The sequence below is a fragment of the Ornithinimicrobium cavernae genome (assembly GCF_003121625.1).
Lineage (GTDB): Bacteria > Actinomycetota > Actinomycetes > Actinomycetales > Dermatophilaceae > Ornithinicoccus > Ornithinicoccus cavernae.
In genome coordinates this window covers 1-23,214 of the sequence record NZ_QDDJ01000009.1, presented here as the reverse complement: position 1 = coordinate 23,214, position 23,214 = coordinate 1, and the positions used below count along the sequence as shown (strand labels likewise).

Here is a 23,214-nt window from a genome sequence, read left to right as displayed (position 1 = left end):
GCGGAGACGTCGGGATGTGGTCATGGTCACACCCTAGCGCAGAACTTGTGGGAACAACTGTTGGCAGCGGACCGTTACTTAAAGCAACAACCAATTGAGAGGAACATCCCATGTCACACGTCAGCATCATCGGCACCGGCTCCATGGCCCAGGCCATCTCCAGCATCGTCACCAAGGGCGGCAACAGCGTCGAGCTGTTCGGCCAGAACGACACCGACCAGGTCATCACCGGTGACATCGTCGTCCTCGCGGTGCCCTACCCGGCGGTGGACGAGGTGCTGGCGCAGCGTGCCGGACAGCTCGACGGCAAGATCGTCGTCGACATCACGAACCCGCTGAACTTCGAGACGTTCGACTCCCTGGTGGTCCCCGCGGACGGCTCGGCCGCCCAGGTGATCGCGGGCAAGCTGCCCGACTCCCGTGTGCTCAAGGCGTTCAACACCACCTTCGCGGCGACCCTCGCCTCCGGTGCGGTCGGTCCGCTGCCGACCACCGTGCTCATTGCCGGTGGCGACAGTGATGCGAAGACCGCCCTGGCCGGCATCGTCACGGCCGGTGGGCTCAAGGCTGTGGACGCCGGTGCGCTGAAGCGCGCCCGGGAGCTGGAGGCCCTGGGCTTCCTGCAGCTGACGCTGGCCGCCAGCGAGCGGATCTCCTGGACCGGTGGGTTCGGCGTCATCGCCTGACCGGGCCCCCGCACCTCCGCGCGGTCGCGGAAGACCCGGGACCATCCTGCCGCCGCCCTCCCCGGGGCGGCGGCAGCCGTCTGGTGGCCAGGTCGCGTCCGCGTGGGGTTTGATGGGTGGGTGAGTGAATCCTTCGACACCGTGGACATCATCCGTGCCAAGAGGGACAGGCAGCAGCTGTCCAGCGAGCAGATCGCCTGGACGATCGACGCCTACGCCCGGGGAGTCATCGCTGACGAGCAGATGTCCGCCCTCGCCATGGCCATCCTGCTCAACGGCATGGATCGGCGCGAGATCAGTGACTGGACAGCGGCCATGATCGCCTCCGGAGAGCGGATGGACTTCTCCGGTCTGAGCCGCCCCACCGCCGACAAGCACTCGACCGGCGGTGTCGGGGACAAGATCACCCTGCCGCTGGCGCCCCTCGTTGCCGCCTGCGGCGTTGCCGTGCCGCAGCTCTCGGGCCGTGGGCTGGGACACACGGGGGGCACGCTGGACAAGCTGGAGTCGGTTCCCGGGTGGCGGGCGGACCTGTCCAGCGCGGAGATGGTGCGTCAGCTCGAGGAGGTTGGTGCGGTGATCTGCGCCGCGGGGTCCGGGCTTGCGCCCGCCGACAAGCGGCTCTACGCACTGCGCGATGTGACGGGCACGGTCGAGGCGATCCCCCTGATCGCCTCCTCCATCATGAGCAAGAAGATCGCCGAGGGTACGGGTGCGCTGGTGCTCGACGTCAAGGTCGGCTCCGGTGCGTTCATGAAGGATGCCGAGCAGGCGGGCGAGCTGGCTCGCACCATGGTCGCCCTCGGCACGGACGCCGGAGTGCGCACGGTCGCGCTGCTGACCGACATGTCCACGCCGCTCGGGCTGACGGCAGGCAACGCGTTGGAGGTCCGGGAGAGTGTCGAGGTGCTCGCCGGCGGGGGGCCGGACGACGTGGTCGAGCTGACCCTGGCGCTGGCCCGCGAGATGCTGGCTGCCGCGGGGGTGGAGGACGTCGACCCGGCGGACGCGCTGGCCGACGGTCGTGCGATGGACGCCTGGCGGGCCATGATCTCGGCCCAGGGCGGAGACCCGGACGCCACGCTCCCGGTGGCGCGCGAGAGCCAGGTGGTCACGGCTGGCGCCGACGGCGTGCTCAGTCGACTCGATGCCCTGCAGGTCGGCGTCGCCGCGTGGCGGCTCGGTGCCGGCCGTGCACGCAAGGAGGACCCGGTCCAGGCTGGTGCCGGGGTCGTGCTGCACGCCAAGCCAGGGGACACCGTCTCCGCCGGGCAGCCACTGATGACGCTGCACACTGACACCCCGGAGCGGTTCGCGCGGGCCCTGGAGGCCCTCGACGGGGGCTGGGACATCGCTCCCTCCGGTGCCTCGTCCGCGCCCGGGCCGCTCGTGATCGAGCGCGTCGCGGCGGGCTGAACGCAGTCCGCTCATCCCTGCGATCGGACCTCCCGCGCCAGCGATGGGACATCTCTCTGCGATCACATTCAGACGGCTCAGTTGACCAAGTCTTGATAACAACTTGGCAACTTTTAGAGAGTCTATTTGCCAAGTCTTGACCATTCACATAGGTTCCTCTCACGTTACACAGAAGTAGCGATCGGGAGAGCCTCGGTGCAGGACTCCTCGATGCAGTTGCGAGACCCGGGCCCGGGACACCCCTGAGCTCTCCGGCCCGGGACGTCCGAGGGAGTCCCTGATGTCCTACCGTTCTGCCAGCTCGCCCCGTGCCACCCTGCTGCGTCGGGTCCACCACTCGGTCGTGACCGTCGCCGCCCTCGGACTGCTGTCCAGCGGTGCCATGGCTGCCCCGGGTGCGATCGACGAGCCGCCGGTCGTCGCGACGGGAAGCCTCACCTGGTCCGCCGCGGACGCGACCGGTCAAGCCGTCGCCGGGACCAGCTATGAGGTGGAGGGCCCCGACGGGCTGACGCTGGCACTGGCAGACAACCAGGCGGAGGACTCTGACCCGACGACGGGCACGCTCGGCCTGGGCGGCCTCCCGCTGGGGGACTACACCATCACGCAGGTCGGCACGGGTGAGGGACACGACCTCGTCACGGATCAGCAGCACGCCACCGTCACTGGGGACGGGCGGCAGCCAGCGGGCGCGCTCACCTTTGTGACACCGGACAACAGTGAGCCGGAGCCCGTCGACGAGCCCGCGGAGGCCGAGGGTGCCCCGGTCGACGAGGGTGCCCCGGTCGACGAGGGCGCAGAGGAGCCCGGGACGGATGAGGGCGCACCGGTCGAGGAGGGCGCCGAGGGCACCGCCGGCGACGAACCGTCCGTGGAGGACGACGAGCAGCGTGCCGGGGAAGACCCGGGTGACGAGGGTGCCGATGGGGCTGGCGCGGAAGCCCCGACGACCGACGGGCGTGAGGGCCAGGCGGACGACGAGGGAGGGACGGACCCGGTCGGGGCAACCACCAGCACGGGGGCCGGCACAGCCGAGCGCGCGGACACCCGCGGTTCCGCCACGCCGCGCACAGCGACCGAGCTGCGGATCGGACCGGACGGCGACCCGGAGGTGAGTGTCGGCACCGATGAGGTGCAGCTCCTGGTGCGCAAGGGTGGTGACCGCGTCGGCACCTCCACCGAGGTCACCGGCCTTGCGGGGGCGGTCTTTGCGTTCTACAAGGTCCAGAACTCCAGCACGCTGACGGGCGGCGACCGGGTCGGCACCTGCACGACCGGTGCCCAGGGGGTCTGTGGACTCGGTGTGCCGCTGAGCAGTGGCAGCAACTTCTTCTATGTCACGGAGATCAGTGCCCCGGCGGGCTGGAGTGCTCCGCTGACCTGGGGGGATGCGACGCAACCGGTGGCCTACAACACCGGCAACATCACCAGCAACGACACGCCGCAGGACCGTGTGGTGGAGCTGCCCGGCGAGGGGCGCACCTTCCCCGACGTCCGCGACAACCCGCCCGCGCCACAGACCTGTGGCCTGGACATCGCCCTGGTCGTCGATGTGTCGGGCACGGTGACCAACGACCTGGCGGACTACCGGGCGGCCGGCCGACGACTCGTGGACGCCCTGGAGGGCACGCCCTCCAGCATCGCGCTCTACACCTTCGCGACCTACGCCCCCGCCAACAGCACGAACAACAACACCATGCCGTTGACCTCTGTCGCCACCGCGGCAGGCGCCGACGCCCTCCGCAGCAGGATCGACGGCCTGACCCACTCGGGAGGCATCAACTGGGACCTGGGCCTCGCCCAGATCGACGCGGACCGCTACGACGTGGTGATCTTCCTGACGGACGACGAGCCGACGCACTACCGCAACGGGCTGACCCAGAACGACGGGAGCGGCTCGAACCTGCGCGCGGTCGAGGAGGCGATCCACTCCGCCAACGCCGTCAAGGCCAGCAGCCACCTGATCGTCATCGGTATCGGGGCAGGCTTCGAGACGGAGGGGAGCCGGCACCGGCTCGCGCTGGTGGCCGGACCGGCCGACACCTACCTCGAGGACCTCGGCACGGTCGGCGACCTGTTGCGCGGGATCGCCCTGGAGCAGTGCCTCGGGACACTGAGCGTGGTCAAGCAGGAGCGGACCCGGGACGGCAGTCTCACCCCGGGGCAGGACTGGACCTTCACCGCCCAGAACCCCGGGGTCACGCCGACCAGCGACCAGAGCGACGTCAACGGTGCCGTCAACTTCGAGATCGACGGGTACTCCGACAGCGCTGCCACACGGAACATCACCATCGAGGAGACCCAGCGGCCGGGCTTCACCCTGGAGCAGCAGGACGGCCTCAACGCCTCCTGCACCGACACCGCGACCGGCCGGACCGTCACCCCGGACAACGCGGGGCCGAACGGCTTCACGGTGGCCGTCCCGAGCGACGGAGTCGTCTCGTGTCAGGTGATCAACACCCTGGCGCAGACCGTCACCCTGCAGAAGGAGTGGCAGGGCGGTCTGGCCGGGGACTCCACCACCCTGAGCATCACGAGCGGGCAGGAGCCACAGACGGCGGTCTCCACGGTCGGCAGCACGGCTGCCTTCGTCGACACCTCCCACGCCGCGTCCGGCACGGTCGCCCCGGGCACCACGGTCCGGCTGTCCGAGGATCCCGCGACCACGGGCGACTACGTCACAGACCTGACCTGCGCCGGGGCCGACGTCGACTACACCCCCGGCGCCCTGACCGGCTCGTTCAGCATGCCGGACTCGGGCAACGTGGTGTGCACCTTCACCAACAGCCGGGTCGAGACCGATCTGCTCGTCACCACGACCGCGCGGACCTCCTACGAGCGCGGCTACACCTGGCAGGTCACCAAGACGGCCGACAGCACGCAGTTCCGGACCCCCGAGGGCCGACCCGCGACAGTGGGGTACGGCGTGAGCGTGACCGCGCAGGGCTACGCCGACTCCCACATCGGCGTGAGCGGCGCGATCCGGGTGGCCAACCCCAACCCCAGCGACTTCACCGTCGACCTCGGTGACGTCGTCGGTGGCACCGCGTGCACCATCGACGGAGGCGCCGCAGACCGCACGGTCCCCGCGCAGGACGTGGCCACGTTCGACTACACCTGCGCGCCGGACTCCACCGACCCAGGGGTCAACTCCGCCACCGTCACCTGGGACGCGGCAGCCCACCCCGGCACCTCCGGTCGGGCCGGCGCCAGCGCGGACGTCCGGTTCGGTGCGCCGGACCGTGAGCACCACCGGCAGGTGACCGTCGCGGACGCCTTCGACGGCGGGGCCCCTGCGCCGCTTGTCCTCCCTGATGCTGCTCCGGCTCTGGACTGGGTCGAGGTGGGCGAGGGGCGCACGGTGACCCTCGGCTACGCACGGGAGATTCTCGGCGAGGCGGGTGCCTGCACGACCTACCCGAACGTGGCGACGGTCGTCGGCGACGGGGACGAGGTGCTTGCCGAGGACGGTGCCGACGTCGAGGTCTGCGTGGGCTCGGACCCGACCGTCACGAAGGTGGTCACCGGCGAGCTCGACCGGAGCCACGCCTACGACCTCACCAAGACGGCCGCCGAGACCCACCTGACCGCTGACCCGCAGACCGGTGAGGTCGAGGCCTGGTACACCGTCGAGGTCACGGACGGACCGGCCTCCGACAGCAACTGGTCCATGAACGGGACCATCACCGTCGCCAACGCCAACGACTGGCCGGTCGACGTCGTCGTCACCGACGCGATCGACAACGGTGGCGAGTGCTCCGTCGTGGACCCGCGTCGGGCCGTCCCTGCCAACGGGTCCCTGGACTTCGCCTACAGCTGCACCTACGCCGTCCAACCGGCCTACAGCGGCACCAACACCGCCACCGCCACGTGGGACCAGCAGGAGCACGTCACTCCCGGTGCGTCCGCCACCGGGACGGCAGCCTTCGAGGTGGACACGTGGACAGCGGTCCCGGTCAACGACACGGTGACCGTGGTGGACGACGAGACCGACCCCGCCAACCCGGTCGTGCTCGGGACGCACACGTGGACCGGTGAGGGCGAGACCGGGCAGTTCCGTTACGGCGTGACCCTGGCCGGCGACCCCGGTGGGTGCGTCTCCTACCAGAACACCGCCTGGCTGTCCGAGCTCCCCGCCACCAGGGACGTCGCGGAGGTCACCGTGTGCTCGCCGCTGGACCTCTCGGTGAGCCAGACCGTCCGGGCGGAGTACGACCGCAGCTACGGCTGGCAGCTGACCAAGGAGGCGGACCGGACCCACGCCACCACCAGTGAGGGCGGGACCGCCGGGTTCACCTACGTGGTGACCGCGACACCGGACGGCTTCGCGGACACGGCGTGGTCCCTGACCGGTGAGATCACGGTCGACAACCCGAACACCGCGGACGTCACGGTGGACGTCACCGAGACGGTAGACCTCGGTGCCGACGCCCGCTGCACGGTCGACCGTCCCGAGCTCGTGGTGCCCGGTGGCGGCCGGGCCACCACCACCTACCAGTGTGCGTTCGAGGAGCAGCCGGACTACCGCGGTGGCACGAGCGCCGCCACGGTGATCTGGACCGACAGCGCCGGTGTGGCGCATCGCACCTCCACCGAGCCGGAGAGTGTCACCTTCCACGCAGCGACCGAGCACAACGTGGAGGTTCCGGTGTTCGACGACAAGGTGACCCTGGAGGCCCCGGGCGAGCTCCTCGGGACTGCCACGTGGCACGACGGTCCGTCCGACTTCAGCTACCCGAACCCGCAGGCCGGAGTGCCGGGTGAGTGCACGGCATACCGGAACACGGCGGTCATCCCGGCGACCGGTGACCGGGCCACGGAGCAGGTGACGGTCTGTGTCGAGCTCGCTCCTGAGGTCTCGGCGCGCGCGTCGGGGACCTACGACCGGCTCTACGAGTGGGACCTGAGCAAGAGGGCCGACCAGTCGGCCGTGACCGTCACCGGGAACGGCACCGCGACCGTCGACTACACGGTGACGGCGACGCCCAGCGGCCAGGTCGACTCCGGCTGGGCGGTGACCGGTCAGGTGCTGGTGACCAACCCCAACCGGTATGCCGAGGCGCCGGTCACCGTCGACCTCACCGGTGCGGAGGTGCCCGGCGGGACGTGCGAGGTCGCGGACGTGGCCGGCCAGGAGCTGGCCGGCGGGGCGAGCGCGGCGCTGGCCTTCGGCTGCACGTTCGCCGAGCAGCCGGACGACGGGGTCGGCGCCACCGCGACGGTCGAGTGGACCGGGTCCGACGGGTCCCTGCGCACCGTGACCACCGAGGCGCCGGTGCACTTCGAGGTCGGCGGGCAGACGCACGAGACGGTCGACGTCTACGACGACCTGGCGACCGGTGCGGTCCCCGGGGAGCTGTTGGGCAGCGCCACCTGGAACGACCAGGGCAGCCCGACCCCGTTCGAGTACTCGCTGGCCCTGGCGGGTCAGGCCGGCACCTGTGTGGACCACACGAACACCGCGACGATCCCGGCGACCGGGGCAGAGGCCGAGGAGGTCGTGTCGGTCTGCGCGGCGGTGGCGCCGGAGGTCACGGCCACGGTGGAGGCGGACTACGACCGCACCTATGACTGGTCGCTGACCAAGCAGGTCGACCGGAGCCGGGTGGTCCTCGCCGAGGAGGGCGCGGCAGAGTTCGCCTACGTCGTGTCGGTCGTGCCCGAGGGCTACACGGACTCGGGCTGGTCCCTGGCCGGAGAGGTCCTCGTGACCAACCCGAACACCTACGAGGGCGGCGAGCTCACCCTGAGTGTCACCGACGTCACCGGTCTGGGTGGCGAGTGTGTCGCGGCGGCCCCCGGCGACGTCGTCGTGGAGCCGGGCGGGACCCGGGCCCTGGGCTACGAGTGCACCTTCGGTGAGCAGCCGGCCTACGAGGGCACTGCGCTGGCGACCCTGGCCTGGACCGGACCGGGGGACACCTCGGGCACGGTCGAGGCCTCGGCACCCGTGACCTTCTCGGTGGACGAGGAGACCGACCCGGAGGTCGCGGTGCACGACGACAAGACGACCGGGGAGGCTCCGGGTGAGCTGCTGGGCACGGTCGGCTGGCACGACGGTCCCACGGAGTTCGCCTACACGCTGCACCTGGCCGGGGAGGTGGGGACGTGTGTCGACCACACCAACACTGCCGTCCTCCGGTCGTCTGCCACTGGAGCTGCTGCCGCCGCGGCAGGGGGCCAGTCGGTGGGGGACCGGGCGTCGGTCGACGTGACGGTCTGCACCGAGGCGGCTCCGCAGGTGAGCACGACGGCACAGGCCGCCTACGACCGGACCTATGACTGGGAGCTCGCCAAGACGGTCGACCGTCCGCACGCGGAGCTCCCGCAGTCCGGTGCCGCACGCTTCAGCTACCTGGTCACGGCCAGCCCGGACGGGTTCGTCGACTCCGGGTGGGAGCTGTCGGGAGAGATCAGCGTGACCAACCCGAACGACTTCCAGGAGATGACGCTGACGGTGACCGGCGTGCCCGGCGTCGGTGGCTCCTGTGTCGTCGGCGGGGGAGAGGAGACCGTGCTCACCGCAGGTGAGACCCGGTCCCTGCCCTATGAGTGCTTCTTCGAGGAGCAACCCGACTACGAGGGCAGCACGACGGCGCGGGTGAGCTGGACCGACGCCGACGGTGCTGGTCGGACGTCCAGCGCGCCCGTCGAGGTGACATTCGCACTGGACCGTGAGGTCAACCTCGACGTGCCGGTGTTCGACGACCTGGTGACCGGCGAGGCTCCCGGCACACTCCTGGGCACGGTCAACTGGCACGACGGAGCCACCGGTTTCCCCTACGAGCTCGACCTGCCGGGCGTCCCGGGCGAGTGCCTCGCCCACACCAACACGGCGAGCATCCCGGCGACCGGTGACCTCGCCCGGCGCACCGTCCAGGTGTGCGTCGCGGGCCTGGTCGTTCCCAAGCCGCCGGTGGAGCCGCAGCCGCCGGTGGAGCCGCAGCCTCCGGTGGAGCCCCAGCCCCCGGTGGAGCCGCAGCCCCCGGTGGAGCCGCAGCCCCCGGTGGAGCCCCAGCCCCCGGTGGAGCCCCAGCCCCCGGTGGAGCCCCAGCCCCCGGTGGAGCCCCAGCCCCCGGTGGAGCCCCAGCCCCCGGTGGAGCCGCAGCCACCACACGCTCAGCCACTGATCCCCACCGGCGACCCGGTGGCGGGCGGCCCGCGAGCCGGGATGGTCGGCTCGGGTCTCGCCGCGATGGTGATCGCCCTCCTCGGCGCGGCTGCGTTCCTCCGCCGTCGCCGGAACTAGCGCAGCTCCCGCAGGCACTCCGCCCTTCGCGCGGCCGGAACCGGTCACGAGCGACCGGGCACGGAGCCAACCCGCGGCCGGGCCCCGGGACCACCGGGGTCCGGCCGCCCTCAACGACGGAGGGTCAGATGACGACGGACCGCAGGCCGAACCGGAGGCCCCGGAGCAGGTGGGGTCCTGTCGCCGTGGTGGCGATGTGTGCCCTGCTCTTCGCGGGCGGTGGGTTCCTGGTGCTCACCGGCCTGCGCGAGACACCTCCGGAGGCGACGCCGGCACCTGACCAGGAGTTCTCGCTCAGCGCGGGCGAGGCCCTGGCGCTGGACCGACTCGCCGCGGACCTGCCGCTCGTCATCCCGGACGACGCTGACCTCGGTCCGTTCGTCAACACCGCGCCGGTCACCGTGCCGGCAGAGGTCCGCGCGGACACAGTGCAGGCGGTCAGCGGTCGCGCGGGCGGCGCGGGACCGGTGGCCGGGGCGGGGCACCCGGTCAACCACCTCTACATCCCCTCCATCTATGTCTCGGCCCCGATCGTGCCGCAGGGCGTCACCTCCACCGACGAGATGGAGCTGCCGTCGGACCTTCGGCAGGTGGGCCTGCTCGACACCACCAGCCCGTTGGAGGCGCCCGGGGGCTCGAGCCTGATCGCCGGGCACGTCACGCAGCAGGGACACCACGGTGCCCTCTACTTCCTGGGGCGGCTGCGGGCGGGGGCCACGGTGGTCACCGTCGATGGTGCCGGTGCCCAGACGGCCTGGGCAGTCACGTCCGTCCGCAACTATCGCAAGACGTCACTGCCAGCGGCTGTCTTCGACGACTCCGGGCCCCGGGTGCTCACGCTGGTCACGTGCGGTGGGCCGATCATCCGCACCGAGGACGGCCGGTGGACGCACACCGACAACATCGTGGTGACCGCGACTCCCGTGCCCTGAGCGGTCCCTACCGGGACCGGTGGCCGGCCCCGACCGGGACGGGCGTGAGTGCCATCCTCACCGTCGCCTCCGTCCCTACCGCCTGCTCGTCCGCCGGCTCAGGAGCGCCGTCCGGAGCGTGCGGCCGGTGGACTCGAGGGACCGAGGACCAGCGTGGGCCGGATCCTGATCTCCTGCTCGGCACCGTCGACCGGAAGGTCGCCGACGAGCTCCAGGATGCGGCGGCTCATCTCCTCGACCGGCTGGCGGACCGTGGTCAGCTCGGGATGGGCCAGACGGGTGACGCCGACACCGTCGAAGCCGATCACCCGGAAGTCGTCGGGCACCCGGTGGCCACGGGCCTGGAGGCGGCTGAGCAGGCCGAGGGCGATGATGTCTGCGGCGGCGACCAGGGTGCCCCGGGTCATGCCGGCGTCGAGGAGCCGGTCCGCCGCCTGCTGGCCCCAGCGCACGTCGAAGGTGCCGAGAAGGACCCGAGACCCCGGGAACTGACGGCGGAACTCCTCCAGCCGCTCGTGGGCCGAGGAGGAGCGGGGTTCCGCCCCGACGAAGACCACCGGCTGCGCCTCCGCATCGACGTCGTCGCGCACGTGACCCGCCACCAGTGACATGCCGTAGCGGTTGTCACACCCCACGTAGTAGGCGCCGGTCTCCAGCACCCGGCGGTCCAGCTGCACGGTCACCGCATGATCGGTCGCTTCCTCGAGACCCCCCTGACTCTGGACCTCGTCGCACGGGATCACGACCAGCGAGTCCACCTGCCGGTCCAGGAAGGAGGAGATCATGCGGCGCTCGGTCTCCACGCTGTCACCCGCACTGGCGACGAGCAGCTCGATGTCGGACGTCTCCACGACCCGGCTCAGGTGCTCGGCCAGAGAGGCGAAGAACGGGTTGTCCAGGTCCGGCACGACCAGTCCCATCACGCTGCTGCGCTGCTGGCGCAGTGCGCGGCCCAACAGGTTGACCCGGTAACCCAGCTCCTGCGCGGCCGTGCGGACGCGCTCGGCCAGCTCGGGGGACATCGGGCGGCTGCCGGTGAGCGCACGGGAGACCGTCGCGGGGGAGACGCCGGCGCGCGCGGCGACGTCGCTGATCGTCACCCTGTGGGTCCGTCGGGCCATCGTCCTCCGTCCGTGTCCTCGCCCGTGCGCGGGCGTCGCCGGGAAAAAAGTTGCGCGCGCCTCTTCCGCTCGTGCGGACGACACGCTACCGTGGCCCCACTCTCGGAAATCGATTGCCGAGCCACCCTGGAGGAACCATGACCCCACGAATGACCCCACGCGCCGGCCTCGCTGTTGCTCTCGGCCTCTCCGGTGTCCTCTTCCTCGGTGCGTGCAGCACCGGCAACGAGGAGCCCGCTCCCGCCGACAACGACAACGGCGCGGAGACGGCGGCGGACGACGGCGAGTGCACCATCGGCATGACCCAGATCAACCAGACGGCCGTCTTCTTCACCCAGATGAACGAGGGCGCCCAGGAGGCTGCCGACGAGCTCGGGTGCACCCTGACCATCGCCAACGCCAACAACGACTCGGCCCGACAGAGCAACGACATCGAGAACTTCGTGACGCAGGACGTCGACGGGCTCATCGTCGTCGCGATCGACGTCAACGGCGTCATGCCGGCGGTCGAGGCGGCACAGGCGCAGGGGATCCCGGTCGTGGCGATCGACGCCGAGCTCGAGGGCGTGGAGACCTTCGTGGGGGTGGACAACCTTGCCGCGGGCAAGGAGGCCGGTCAGTGGCTGGTCGACAACGGCCTGGCCGAGGGCCGCAGCTACGGCGTCGTCGACGCCAAGAACTCCTTCATCCAGATCCAGCGGGAGGAGAGCTTCCGCGAGGTGATCGACGCCAACGGCGCGGAGTACACCCAGAGCGCCAACGGCGAGAACGTCCAGGAGACGGCAGCCACCGCCGCGCAGGACCTGGTGACGGCCCAGCCGGACCTGGACTTCATCTACACCACCGGCGAGCCGGCCACCGTCGGCGCCACCGCTGCGCTGTCCGGCGGCGGCGAGACGACGGTGATCGGCTGGGACCTGACCAAGGAGGTCATCGCCGGCATCGACAGCGGAGTGGTCGAGGCGGTCATCCAGCAGGACCCGAAGCAGGAGGGTGTCGAGGCGGTCACGGAGCTCAAGGCGATCCTGGGCGGCGCCGAGCCGAAGGGCTTCATCGACGTGCCGATCACCATCGTGACCTCCGAGAACGTCGACGACTACCGCGAGATCTTCTCCTGACCAGCAGCACCGACAGCCCGTAGCAGAACCCGCCCCGACCAAGGAGTTCACCCCGTGCCGACGACTGCCACGGAGCGCCCGAGCCACGCCCAGCCCCGCGTGGAGATGGCCGACATTCGCAAGCGCTATGGGGTGCTCGACGTGCTCCGCGGAGTCAACCTCCGTGTGGCCCCCGGCGAGGTCATCGGCCTCGTCGGGGACAACGGAGCCGGCAAGTCGACCCTGATGAAGATGCTGGCCGGCGCCGTCACACCGGACAGCGGCAAGATCCTGGTGGACGGCGTCGAACTGACCGGGGCCGGGCCCCGGGAGGCGCGGGCCCACGGCATCGAGATGGTCTACCAGGACCTGGCCCTCTGCAACGACCTGGACGTCGCCGCCAACCTCTTCCTCGGACGCGAGATCCACCACCGGTGGACCCGGCGACTGGACCACAAGAGGATGCACGCCGAAGCCGCCCAGGACCTCTCGACCCTGCACATCCGGATCAGTGACACCTACCAGGAGGTCGGCAACCTCTCCGGTGGGCAGCGGCAGGCCGTCGCGATCGCCCGGGCGGTGACCTTCGACCCCAAGGTGCTCGTGCTCGACGAGCCGACGGCTGCCCTCGCCGCCAAGGAGGTGGAGATGGTCCTGCAGCTGATCCGGGACGTCTCGGCCCGCGGTGTCAGCGTCGTGCTGATCACCCACCGGCTCCAGGACCTCTTCGAGGTCTGCGACCGTTTCGTCGTCCTCTACGAGGGCGTGCTGCACCGTGAGCTCCAGCCCTCCGAGACCGACCTGTCCGAACTCGTCACCGCCATGATGGGGAAGTGAGCTGACCGATGACTACCTCCACGACCGCTCCGGCCCCCGCCGCCTCGCGGAACCGCTCCACCGGTGCCCTGTCGGCCTTCGTCGGCAAGCACTTCGGGGTGATCTCGATCAGCGTCGTGCTGATCGTGCTGTTCGCCTTCTTCTCCGTCCAGACCGAGAACTTCCTCAGCGCGGACAACCTGGTCAACGTGGCCCGGCAGGTCGCACCGACCGTGATCGTGGCCATGGCGATGACCTTCGTCATCACGACGGGCCAGATCGACCTGTCGGTCGGCTCCGTGGTGGGCCTGAGCGCCGCGGCACTGGGTCTGTGGGCCGCGACGGGCAACCCGGTGCTGGCGCTCCTGCTCACTGTCGCCCTCGGGCTGGTGATCGGGCTGGTCAACGGTGCCCTCGCGGCATACGGGCTCCTGCAGTCCTTCATCGTCACCCTGGCCGCGCTGACCGCCGTGCGGGGGATCGCCCTGCTGGTCACCGGCGGCTACAGCGAGCCGATCGACTCCACGCTCATCCGGCCGCTGGCCCACGGCAAGCTGCTCGGCCTGTACACACCGACATGGATCGCCATCGCCTTCGTGCTCCTGGCCTGGTACGTCTTCAGCCAGACGAAGTTCGGTCGCTACGTCACCGCCGTGGGCTCCAACGCGGAGTCGCTGCGGCGCTCGGGTGTCGACATCCGGCGCATCCAGATGGCGGTCCTGGGCCTGGCCGGCGGGGCGGCGGCCGTCGCCGGCATCCTGACCGCGGCCCGGCTCTCCAGCGGCTCCCCGAACTCGGGCACCATGTTCGAGCTCGAGGTGATCACCGCGGTCGTCCTCGGCGGCACCAGCCTGATGGGAGGCCGGGGTTCGGTGATCGGCTCCGCGATCGGTGCCGTGACGCTCGGGGTGATCAGCAACGGCCTGGTGCAGCTGCGCGTCGACGTCTACTGGGTGCCGATCGTGCAGGGGCTCATCCTCGTCGTCGCCATCCTCCTCAACACCAAGCTGTTCAGCCGGATCGCCAGGACCAGGAAGTGACCGTGGCGGAGCCGAGCGTCATGACGGTGACCGGCCCCGTGCCGGCCACCGACCTGGGGGTCACCCTCACCCACGAGCACATCTTCAACGACGCCAGCTCGTGGTCCCACCGGACCTCCTCGACAGGCTGGGACCCCGAGGACCTGGCCAGCCGGCCGGTGAGCGAGGACATCCTCTGGGACCTGCGCCAGGACCCCTTCGCCAACCTCGACAACTGTCGGCTGGAGGACGTCGACACCGCGAGCGCGGAGGTGCAGCGCTACGCCGACCTCGGAGGGCGCACGATCATCGACACGACCGGTCTGGGCGCCGGGCGCAACCTGTCCGGACTGCGCGAGGTCAGTCTGCGGACCGGGGTGCAGGTGGTGGCCGGGACCGGTTACTACCTGGAGGGCAGCCACCCCACGGATGTCGCCGCCCTGGCGCCCGAACAGGTCGCCGAGACCATCCTGACCGACCTCGCCGAGGGGAGTGACGGCATACGGCCGGGGATCATCGGGGAGATCGGGGTGAGCGCCGACTTCACCAACGCCGAGCGGGTCAGTCTCCGCGGCGCCCTGCTCGCCCAGGTCGACAGCGGTCTGCCGGTGCAGGTGCACCTGCCGGCCTGGTTCCGGCGGGGTGACGAGGTCCTCGACCTGGCCGAGGACACCGGCGTGGACCCGGCGCGCGTCGTGCTGTGCCACATGGGTCCGTCCGCGGCCGACCGGGACTACCAGCGCCGTCTGCTGCGCCGCGGCGCCTGGGTGCAGTACGACATGATCGGCATGGAGGTCTTCTATGCCGACCAGGGCGAGCAGTGCCCCTCCGACGAGGAGAACGCGGCTGCCCTGACGGAGCTGGTGCACGACGGCTTCGGTGACCGGCTGCTCATCTCGCAGGACATCTTCCTGAAGTCACTGCTGCGCAGCCACGGGGGCCCTGGCTACGGCCACATCCTCCAGTACTTCGTGCCACGGCTGCTGCGCCACGGACTGACCCGCGTCGAGGTCGACCGGCTCCTCATCGACAACCCGCGGGCGCTCTTCGCGGGCCGCGACGACCGCACCTGACCACCTCGCCGGCCCGCCGCCACGGCGTGCGCCGGCCACCCCACACACCGAGACACCTCACAGACGAAGGAGACCATGATGGCGCGAGTGCTACTGGCAGGGGAGAGCTGGGTCGTCCACGAGACCCACCACAAGGGGTTCGACCACTTCAACAGCACCGTCTTCGACACCGGTGCGGACGCCTTCATCGCCGCGGCCGCCGAGCAGGGGATCGAGGTGGAGCAGATGTATGGCCACGATGTCCCCGCGAAGTTCCCACGCACCGCGGAGGCCCTGTCGGAGTACGACGTCGTGATCATCTCCGACATCGGCTACAACTCCTTCGTGCTCACGCCGGAGACCTGGCAGCACGGTCGGCGCAGCGACAACTCGCTGGTCGCACTCGCCGAGTGGACCCGGGGCGGCGGCGGACTGATGATGGCCGGCGGCTACCTCAGCTTCCAGGGGATCAACGCGGTCGCCAACTTCGGACGCAGCCCGATCGCCGAGGTGCTGCCGGTGACCATGATCTCCGGCGACGACCGGGTGGAGACGCCGCAGGGTGCGTCCGTGAGCAGCGCGGGGGGTGACCACCCGCTGGCCGGCCTCTGCGACGGCGCGCCCGACCTGCTCGGCTACAACGAGATCCTCGCCCGCGACGACGCGGCCGTCCTGGCACGGGTCGGTGAGGACGTCCTGCTCGCGACCTGCGAGGTGGGGTCCGGACGCAGCCTCGCGTGGGCCTCCGACATCGGACCGCACTGGTGCCCCCAGGAGTTCCTCGACTGGGACGGCTTCGCTCCGCTGGTCGGCGGCATGCTCCGCTGGCTCGCTGGCGAACCCGTTGCGGGCCGGGAGGGCTGATGGCGGTCCCCATCGTCCTGGACTGCGACCCGGGCCATGACGACGCGGTGGCGCTGCTGCTGGCCGTCGGCTCACCGCAGATCGACCTCCTGGCGGTGACCACCTGCTTCGGCAACTGCCCCGTCAGTGACGCCACCCGCAACGCGCTGCGAGTGCTCACCCTCGCCGGAGCGACGCAGGTGCCGGTCGCCGAGGGCGCCGCCGGTCCGCTCGTCGGGGAGGCGGCCCTCGGCAACTACGTCCACGGCCGGACCGGCCTGGACGGGCCGGACCTGCCCGAACCAGCCCAGTCGCTGCTGCCGGAGACCGCCGTGGAGCTCCTGGCGCGCACGCTGCGCGAGCACCCCGAGCCCGTCACGGTCGTGGTGACCGGACCCATGACCAACGTCGGCCAGCTCCTCCGGGACGAGCCGGAGATCGCGGAGCACATCGCCGAGGTGATCTTCATGGGCGGCGGCACGCAGGGCGGCAACCACACCCCCACGGCGGAGTTCAACACCTACGCCGACCCCGAGGCCCTGGACATCGTGCTCTCCTCCGGGGTGCCGGTGCGGATGGTCGGCCTGAACCTGACCCATCAGGCCCTGGCGACCCCAGAGGTGGTCGAGCGGATGGCCGCGATGGAGCACCTCATCGGGCGCACCTGCGCCGGGTGGATGGGCTTCTTCGGCTCGTCCTACCGGGACGTCTGGGAGTTCGAGGCGCCGCCGGTGCACGACCCCTGCACGATCGCCGCGCTCATCGACCCCGACGTCATCGAGTGGCGAGAGGTGTTCCTCGCCGTCGAGCTGGACGGGACCTGGACCCGCGGGACCACCGTGGCGGACCTGTTCCACCGTTACCCGGACCGGGAGCCGAACGCGAAGGTCGCCGTGCGGCTCGACGCCGAGCGCTACTGGGACCTGGTGCTCGGTGCGCTGGACACCCTGGGCGCGCCGGTGGAGGCACCGTGACCAGCGGCGCGGTGTGCGTGGTGGGGTCGCTCAACATCGACACGACCTACCGTGTGCCGGCACTGCCGGGTCGGGGCGAGACGGTCCTGGCGAACAACCGTTCCTCCTCCCCGGGTGGCAAGGGCGCCAACCAGGCCGTGGCTGCGGCGACGCTGGGCAGCCGGGTGCGTTTCATCGGCGCCGTGGGCCCGGACGACAACGCCGAGCTGGGGCTGGCCGCCCTGGCCTCCCGCGGCATCGACACCACGGGGGTCCGCCGGTTCTCCGAGGGCACCCCGACCGGCACGGCGATCGTCGTCGTCGGCGACGACGGCGAGAACCTGATCATCGTCGACCCGGCCGCCAACGGGGCACTCGAGCCGGCCTGGGTGAGCCAGGCACTGGGCGACTGCAGCCAGGAGGTCGTGCTGGCCCAGCTCGAGGTGCCGGTCCCGGCACTCCTGGCGGCGGCGCAGGCCCAGCCGGCGCTCCTGGTGCTCAATCCCGCCCCGGTGCACGACCCGGCCGCGCTGGCCCCGCTGCTCCCGCACGTCGACATCCTCGTGCCCAACCGCGCCGAGCTGGGACAGCTCGCCGGCCGTCCCGCGCCCACCACGCTCGAGGAGGTCAGCGACTGCGCCTCGGCTCTGGACTTCCGGGGCACCCTGGTGGTGACCCTCGGCAGCGACGGCGCCGTCATCGTCGCCCCCGACGGCGCCGTCGTGGAGCACGTGCCGGCCCCCCGGGTGACCGCGAGTGACACCAGCGGTGCAGGGGACGCCTTCTGTGGCGTGCTCGCCCACGAGCTCGCCCGGCCGGGCAGTGAGCTCCCCGAGGCCGTCCGGCGCGCTGTCGCCCTGGCCTCGACGAGCACGCAGCACGCCGGAGCCCAGGTGCCGCCCACCTTCGGGGTCGAGGCACCGGCCTGAGCGAGCGGCCCGCCACCGACCTCCCGGTGCGCCCGGTCGGAGCGGTCAGATCTGTCCTGCCGAGAGCGGTTTGACCATGGTCAGGGTCGGGCCGTCCCAGTCCACGCCCCGGGCCTCCTCCAGGGGCAGGAAGCCGCGCGCGACATAGAAGGCGCGCGTGGCGGCATACCCCTCGTCCTCGTGGGACGCACCGACGGTCTTGACCTGCAGCAGCCGTGCACCGTCAGCGACCAGGTCCGCCTCGATCGCACGCACCAGGGCAGACCCGACCCCGGTGCCGTGCTGACCGGGGGAGACAGCGATGAGGTGGATCTCGGCGCTCTCCGGGAAGTGGCGGTCCACCAGCGCCACCCCCACCGTGGTGCCGTCGACCTGCGCGAGGTAGGAGTCCTTCTCCGCGGCCGCCCGGACGTAGTGCGCGTTGGCTGCGGGGATGCCGAACCAGGAGGGCAGCGCGCCGAGGATCCGGCGGGTCGCCCGGGGATCGTTGGCACGGGTGATGGTCAGGCTCATGCGGGTCCTCTCAGGTGGAGGCGCTCGCCGGTCCAGCCCTCGCGCAGCCACCGGTCGTGGCTGGCGACGACGACGGCGCCAGGGTAGTCGGGCATGCTCTGCTCCAGCTCGGTGACCAGGAACAGCGACAGGTGGTTGGTGGGTTCGTCCAGCAACAACACGTCGGGCGGGTCCGCCAGGAGCACCGCGAGGTCCAGGCGGCGACGCTGTCCGACGCTGAGGGCGGCGACGGGACGGTCGGCGTCCCGTCCCGCAAGGAGGCCGAACGTGGCCAGCGGGGTGCGCTCCGCCCGCTCCACCCCGACGGCCGAGGAGTATGCCGTGCGCACAGTCTGCGAGGCCTCTCGCGAGAGCGGCTCCTGGCTCAGGCGACGGGTGCGGAGCCGGGCGGGCACGGTGAGCGAGCCGTGGTCGGGCGGCAGGTCACCGCAGAGCACTGCCAGCAGCGTCGACTTGCCTGACCCGTTGGCACCGGTGACCAGGAGTCGGCTCCGCGGACCGAGGGTGAGCGTCGTGGGAGCCAGCCGACCTGCCACGGCGACACCGGTCGCGGTCAGCACGGGGCCGGCGGAGGGCACCCGCCGCCGGCCAGCGGCGTCCAGCCCCTCGCTGGGCCCGAGTCCCACGAAGCGCAGACGGGCCGGCGGCCTACGCACCTGGTCCCGCTCCAGTCGCTGGAGGGCTGTGGTCGCGTCGTTGACCCGGCGGGCGACCACCTTGGCGTTGCGGTCCGCGTAGAACTTCCTGGCCATCGCGCCCTCGGTCCGCGGCGGTCGGTCTGGCCGTCCGACCGTGTGGTCATCGCGCACGCGGGCACGCAGCCGGGCCAGCTCGGTCTGCTCCTCGCGGAACCGGCGCACCCAGCGTTCGCGCTCGTTCTGCCGGTGCTGCAGGTAGGCCGTGTAGCTTCCGGTGAAGGCGGTGAGCCCGAACCCCGAGCCTGGGGAGTCAGTGTCGTGCCGCACGGCGGCGTACGGCGCTGGTGCCGGGTCCAGATCCAGCAGGGTCGTGGCGACCTCGTCCAGGAAGGCACGGTCGTGGGTGGCGATGAGGACCGGCCCGGACCAGCCGCGCAGCAGACCGGTGAGGGTCTCGGTGGCGGCGTCGTCGAGGTGGTTGGTGGGCTCGTCCAGCAGCAGGGTGTCCGGGGAGCGGAGCAGCAACCAGGCAAGCGACAGGCGGGAGACCTGACCATCCGAGAGCTCACCGGCCCGACGGTCTCTCGGCAGCTGGGCGAGGCCGAGCCCGGCCACCACCCGGTCCACGCGGTGGTCCAGGTCCCAGGCCTCGTGCCGTTGCGCGGCCTCGAGGGCGGCGTGGAGGCGTGCTGCTGCCCCCGGGGCACCGTCCGCCATGGCCTGGCCCTCGACCTCGACCCGGCGGGCGAGCTGTCGCACGGGCGCCGTCGCCTCGGCGAGCACCTCATCGATCGTCAGGGTCGGGCGGAACGGTGGCTCCTGGTGGAACAGCCCGACGGTGCCGGGCACACTGACGGAGCCCGCGTCCGGGTGGTCGAGCCCTGCGGCGATCCGCAGGAGGGTGGACTTGCCCGAGCCGTTCTCACCGATGAGGCAGGCCACCTCACCGGCGGAGACGATCAGTGAGACGTCGGTGAGCACCCGCCGGTCAGCGAACGAGCGGGAGATGCCGTCGACGCGGAGGTGCTCCGCGCCGGAGACGGCGGAGGTATGCAGCGGGGCTGGGTGAGACACAGAGCTCCAGGGGGAAGCGGTGGCCCGCACCGGTCACGACGTGGGGTGACCAGCGCGGCCGGGCGGCTTCAGGAGATCCACATGCCGAGAACGCTATGGGACCGGTTCCCCTCACTGCAACCGGTTTGCCGGGGAGAGCTGGCCGTCAGTCCGGCGGGGGCAGCTCCGGACCGTGCACCAGCTCATCGGGTGTCCGGCGGTGGTGCCTGATCAGCTCGCTGACGCTGCGGCGTCCCACGGCGTAGCGACCCTGAGCAGGCTCCCAGACGCAGTACTCACGCAGCGCTGCCAGCTTCGCCTCGGTCGCTGCCGTGCCGAACGTCACCCTGGAGGCGCGGTCGTCACGCACCTGGGGGACCGGTAGGTGGAACAGGACGTCCTCCACGATGTGCTGGCGGTGCGCCTCCAGAAGAGCCTCTCCGGCCGCCGCGTGGTCGGGGTGGATGTCGAGGTAGCTCATGGTGCGGTGGCTGGCCCCGGGGAACCGGCGGGCCTGGGCCCTGATGACGTCGAGCACGTCCTCGGCCCGGAGCCCGTTGTCCGGCAGGCCGACGCGCACGATGTCCCGACGAGCCACCCCGAGGTGGCGGGTGGCCGCGCGGAGCTCCCGGTCACGGGAGGCGACGAACTCGGCCCGGGAGATGGGCCGGTCCAGCTTGCGGTTGATGCCCTCGATCGCCCGGGACGACTCACCGGCCGTCAGCAGGACGATGATCTTGCGCCGGTTGCGCACGCTGGCCAGCGACCCGGCCATGAAGATCGTCTCGTCGTCGGGGTGGGGCGCGTACCAGATGGTGACCGGCGAGCGCCGCACCCGCTGCGCACGGACGAGCCGGCGTGCCGGAGCGACGATCACAGCCGGCAGGTGGGGCGCGACCCGGCGAGCCAGCCGCGCGGTGCGCCGCCGCACCGTGGACCGCCGTGCATCGGAGGCCTCGGAGGGCGCCGCGGCGGGCTGGGCCGGCGGCCGCTGCTCCGGGCGACGCGGCTGGGTCCCTGCCTCCGGTGGTGACGTGGCCTTCTTGGGCGGGATGGGCGCGGCCTTCTCGGGCAGCAGCGGCGCCTTGATCAGCAGCCGGTAGGTGGCCCGCAGGCTGGGGGTCCACTCGAACTTCCACGGGTACCGGCCAGCCCCGAAGTCGAACTCCTGCACGCCGAGGTCTTCCCCCTCGGGACCACAGAGGTGCTCCAGGATCCGCAGCTGCAGCACCTTGCCCATGCGGTAGCGCTCGTACGCGGGCAGATAGGCGCTGTTCCAGGACAGCAGCCGGCCGGCGTCGCGAAAGACGGTGCGGTAGGCAGCGATCGTCCCGGTGGCCGGGTCCTCCCCCTCGACATAGGCGAAGGTCACGGCATCCCGGGTCCCTTCGAAGACACCGCGAATGTGCTCCAGCCGTCGCGGGTCCTCGTAGAGGGAATGACGCTCGTCACGTCCGTGCTCCACGAGATGCTGCTTCTCGGCGACGTGCACGGCAGCGATCCGCTCGAGGATCTGGTGCTCGGCGCCGTGGAAGACGGCGAACGTCAGCTCGTGCTCGCGCAGCAGCTTGTTGCGGTACTTGGTGGTGTGGGAGGGCGTGGTGTAGCCGTCGGACAGGTCGAGGTAGGGGTTCTCGACGAGGAAGGCCAGGCGCTGGTGGTAGTCCTGTGACTTGCGCACGTGCCAGGCAAAGTCCGACTCGGACGGGATGCCGGTCAGGTGCACGCTCACGACCGTGCCGTCATCGACCAGCCGGGTGAGCTCCTGCAGGATGAGCTGGGTGATCACCTCCGGTCGGGCGGTCGAGCCGTGCGAGTCGTCGGCGTGGAGCAGCGAGAGGTAGTCACCGTGGCTGGCCCACCGGAGCACCCGGACGGGCTGACCCGAGCGCTGTTCAGGACGGATCGCGAACGGACCGATCCCGACGAGGCGGCCGTTCTGGCGCACGGTCACGACGTGGAGGCGGTATCCAGGCGCCTGCCGGTAGCTGTTCCACCACGCGGTGACGAAGCGGTGCCGCACGTAGTAGGGCGTGTGGGGGCGAGCCTCCAGCTCCTCCCACTCCGCGCCCAGTCCCGCCAGCTCCTCCGAGCTGGTGATGACCCTGACCTCCATCAGTCGGGCACCGTCCTCGTGGCCGGCACGGAGAAGGTGCGCTTCAGCGCCGGCAGGTAGATCAGGACGCGTCGCCGCCGCAGGCCGAACGCCCCGTAGGACCGGCGGGAGGCCTCGTTGGGGCGGGAGATGATCGTGAGCGCCTCGGTGCGGCCCTGCTCGGCCAGCAGCTCGAGACGCCGCGCGATGGAGAACGCGTGCAGCCCGCGTCGCCGGTGGCGCGCGAACACCTGGTCGTCCCACAGGTAGGCCTGCCGCGCCGAGACCTTGATCGGCAGCCTGATGCGGGCGTTCTCCGTGTTCTCGTCGGTGATGTGACAGTAGCCGCAGGCCTCGCCGTGCTCGTCCCGGATGATCAGGGTGCGATCGGCAGGGTGTGTCAGTCGGTCCAGCAGCAGCTGGTGCTTGCGCGCGTTGAAGTCCTTCGGGTACGCCTCGCGCATCAGGTCCAGGACCTCGGCCGTGGCGTCCTCGAGGCTCCGCGAGGTGTCGGCAGCAGGACCCGGTCCGTGCACCGGGAACGTGTAGAGGTCCAGGATCTCCCGGCGGCGCCAGTAGGCACGAAAGCGCCGGGGGTCGAGTGGGTGGGGCACGTGTCAGGTGCCTTTGGGGTGCCAGACGGTCTTGGTTTCGAGGAAGGTTTCGATGCGGGTGAGTCCGGGTTCGGTGGTGAAGTCGGGTTCTTCGGCGGTGGGGGTGGTGCCGGCGGGGCGCAGGACGCGTTTGAGGTTGGTGGCGGCGGCGGCTTCGAGGTCGCCCCAGTTCAGGCCGGTGGCGTTGG

The 23,214-nt window shown here is 71.1% G+C and carries 16 protein-coding genes and 1 pseudogene; 11 read left to right on the top strand and 6 right to left on the bottom strand.

The genetic code is table 11. The features are described from left to right. Positions 1-110 precede the first annotated feature (110 nt). From DA085_RS11495 to DA085_RS11480, 4 genes are all read left to right on the top strand, one after another. On the top strand, positions 111-686 hold the full coding sequence (locus tag DA085_RS11495) for an NADPH-dependent F420 reductase (RefSeq protein ID WP_109473125.1): 576 nt from the start codon (positions 111-113) through the stop codon (positions 684-686). 120 nt (positions 687-806) lie between these two features. Further along, a complete protein-coding gene (locus DA085_RS11490) occupies positions 807-2,102 on the top strand; it encodes a thymidine phosphorylase (RefSeq protein ID WP_109473124.1) in 1,296 nt (431 codons plus the stop codon). Between the two features lie 280 nt (positions 2,103-2,382). Further along, positions 2,383-9,351, top strand: a complete 6,969-nt coding sequence (locus DA085_RS11485) for a hypothetical protein (protein WP_109473123.1) — start codon at positions 2,383-2,385, stop codon at positions 9,349-9,351. Positions 9,352-9,479: 128 nt separating this feature from the next. Continuing rightward, positions 9,480-10,283, top strand: a complete 804-nt coding sequence (locus DA085_RS11480) for a class F sortase (protein WP_154402181.1) — start codon at positions 9,480-9,482, stop codon at positions 10,281-10,283. Positions 10,284-10,381: 98 nt separating this feature from the next. On the opposite strand, the gene DA085_RS11475 is transcribed toward DA085_RS11480, so the two are convergent. After that, positions 10,382-11,383: a LacI family DNA-binding transcriptional regulator gene (locus tag DA085_RS11475; protein WP_161958487.1), complete on the bottom strand. Its 1,002-nt coding sequence runs from the start codon at positions 11,381-11,383 to the stop codon at positions 10,382-10,384. Positions 11,384-11,541: 158 nt separating this feature from the next. On the opposite strand from DA085_RS11475, the gene DA085_RS11470 reads away from it, so the two are divergent. The 7 genes from DA085_RS11470 (at position 11,542) to DA085_RS11440 (ending at position 18,113) form a co-directional block, all read left to right on the top strand. After that, positions 11,542-12,522 carry a substrate-binding domain-containing protein gene (locus tag DA085_RS11470; protein ID WP_109473120.1) on the top strand — a complete coding sequence of 327 codons (981 nt, stop codon included), beginning with the start codon at positions 11,542-11,544 and terminating at the stop codon, positions 12,520-12,522. A 54-nt stretch (positions 12,523-12,576) separates the two neighbouring features. Then, positions 12,577-13,338, top strand: a complete 762-nt coding sequence (locus DA085_RS11465) for an ATP-binding cassette domain-containing protein (protein WP_202619202.1) — start codon at positions 12,577-12,579, stop codon at positions 13,336-13,338. A gap of 8 nt (positions 13,339-13,346) precedes the next feature. Next, complete coding sequence (locus tag DA085_RS11460; protein ID WP_109473119.1) at positions 13,347-14,357, top strand: ABC transporter permease; 1,011 nt, start codon at positions 13,347-13,349, stop codon at positions 14,355-14,357. Between the two features lie 2 nt (positions 14,358-14,359). Further along, positions 14,360-15,409, top strand: coding sequence for a phosphotriesterase family protein (locus DA085_RS11455; protein WP_202619201.1), 1,050 nt, complete (start codon positions 14,360-14,362; stop codon positions 15,407-15,409). 78 nt (positions 15,410-15,487) lie between these two features. After that, on the top strand, positions 15,488-16,252 hold the full coding sequence (locus tag DA085_RS11450; protein ID WP_109473118.1) for a glutamine amidotransferase: 765 nt from the start codon (positions 15,488-15,490) through the stop codon (positions 16,250-16,252). Continuing rightward, the gene (locus tag DA085_RS11445) at positions 16,252-17,205 is read left to right on the top strand and encodes a nucleoside hydrolase (protein ID WP_109473117.1); all 954 of its coding nucleotides are present in this window, start codon (positions 16,252-16,254) and stop codon (positions 17,203-17,205) included. The genes DA085_RS11450 and DA085_RS11445 overlap by 1 nt, the downstream gene beginning before the upstream one ends. Continuing rightward, entirely contained in the window at positions 17,202-18,113 is a 912-nt protein-coding gene (locus DA085_RS11440) for a ribokinase (RefSeq protein ID WP_161958486.1), read from the top strand. Before DA085_RS11445 ends, DA085_RS11440 begins: the two co-directional genes overlap by 4 nt. Before the next feature lie 45 nt (positions 18,114-18,158). On the opposite strand, the gene DA085_RS11435 is transcribed toward DA085_RS11440, so the two are convergent. The 5 genes and pseudogenes from DA085_RS11435 to DA085_RS21170 all read right to left on the bottom strand — a co-directional run. After that, on the bottom strand, positions 18,159-18,626 hold the full coding sequence (locus DA085_RS11435; RefSeq protein ID WP_109473115.1) for a GNAT family N-acetyltransferase: 468 nt from the start codon (positions 18,624-18,626) through the stop codon (positions 18,159-18,161). Continuing rightward, entirely contained in the window at positions 18,623-20,338 is a 1,716-nt protein-coding gene (locus DA085_RS11430; RefSeq protein WP_237565458.1) for an ABC-F family ATP-binding cassette domain-containing protein, read from the bottom strand. Before DA085_RS11430 ends, DA085_RS11435 begins: the two co-directional genes overlap by 4 nt. 145 nt (positions 20,339-20,483) lie before the next feature. Beyond that, on the bottom strand, positions 20,484-22,433 hold the full coding sequence (locus DA085_RS11425) for a GNAT family N-acetyltransferase (RefSeq protein ID WP_109473113.1): 1,950 nt from the start codon (positions 22,431-22,433) through the stop codon (positions 20,484-20,486). After that, a complete protein-coding gene (locus DA085_RS11420; protein ID WP_109473112.1) occupies positions 22,433-23,026 on the bottom strand; it encodes a GNAT family N-acetyltransferase in 594 nt (197 codons plus the stop codon). Before DA085_RS11420 ends, DA085_RS11425 begins: the two co-directional genes overlap by 1 nt. 3 nt (positions 23,027-23,029) lie before the next feature. Continuing rightward, positions 23,030-23,214, bottom strand: a pseudogene (locus DA085_RS21170) (aldehyde dehydrogenase family protein); the annotation flags it as partial.

Bases quoted from the DNA above. Each gene is read 5' to 3' on its own strand.
- DA085_RS11485 (WP_109473123.1), top strand. From the start codon at position 2,383: ATGTCCTACCGTTCTGCCAGCTCGCCCCGTGCCACCCTGCTGCGTCGG.
- DA085_RS11425 (WP_109473113.1), bottom strand. From the start codon at position 22,433: ATGGAGGTCAGGGTCATCACCAGCTCGGAGGAGCTGGCGGGACTGGGC.
- DA085_RS11495 (WP_109473125.1), top strand. From the start codon at position 111: ATGTCACACGTCAGCATCATCGGCACCGGCTCCATGGCCCAGGCCATC.
- DA085_RS11480 (WP_154402181.1), top strand. From the start codon at position 9,480: ATGACGACGGACCGCAGGCCGAACCGGAGGCCCCGGAGCAGGTGGGGT.
- DA085_RS11445 (WP_109473117.1), top strand. From the start codon at position 16,252: ATGGCGGTCCCCATCGTCCTGGACTGCGACCCGGGCCATGACGACGCG.
- DA085_RS11460 (WP_109473119.1), top strand. From the start codon at position 13,347: ATGACTACCTCCACGACCGCTCCGGCCCCCGCCGCCTCGCGGAACCGC.
- DA085_RS11435 (WP_109473115.1), bottom strand. From the start codon at position 18,626: ATGAGCCTGACCATCACCCGTGCCAACGATCCCCGGGCGACCCGCCGG.
- DA085_RS11470 (WP_109473120.1), top strand. From the start codon at position 11,542: ATGACCCCACGAATGACCCCACGCGCCGGCCTCGCTGTTGCTCTCGGC.
- DA085_RS11450 (WP_109473118.1), top strand. From the start codon at position 15,488: ATGGCGCGAGTGCTACTGGCAGGGGAGAGCTGGGTCGTCCACGAGACC.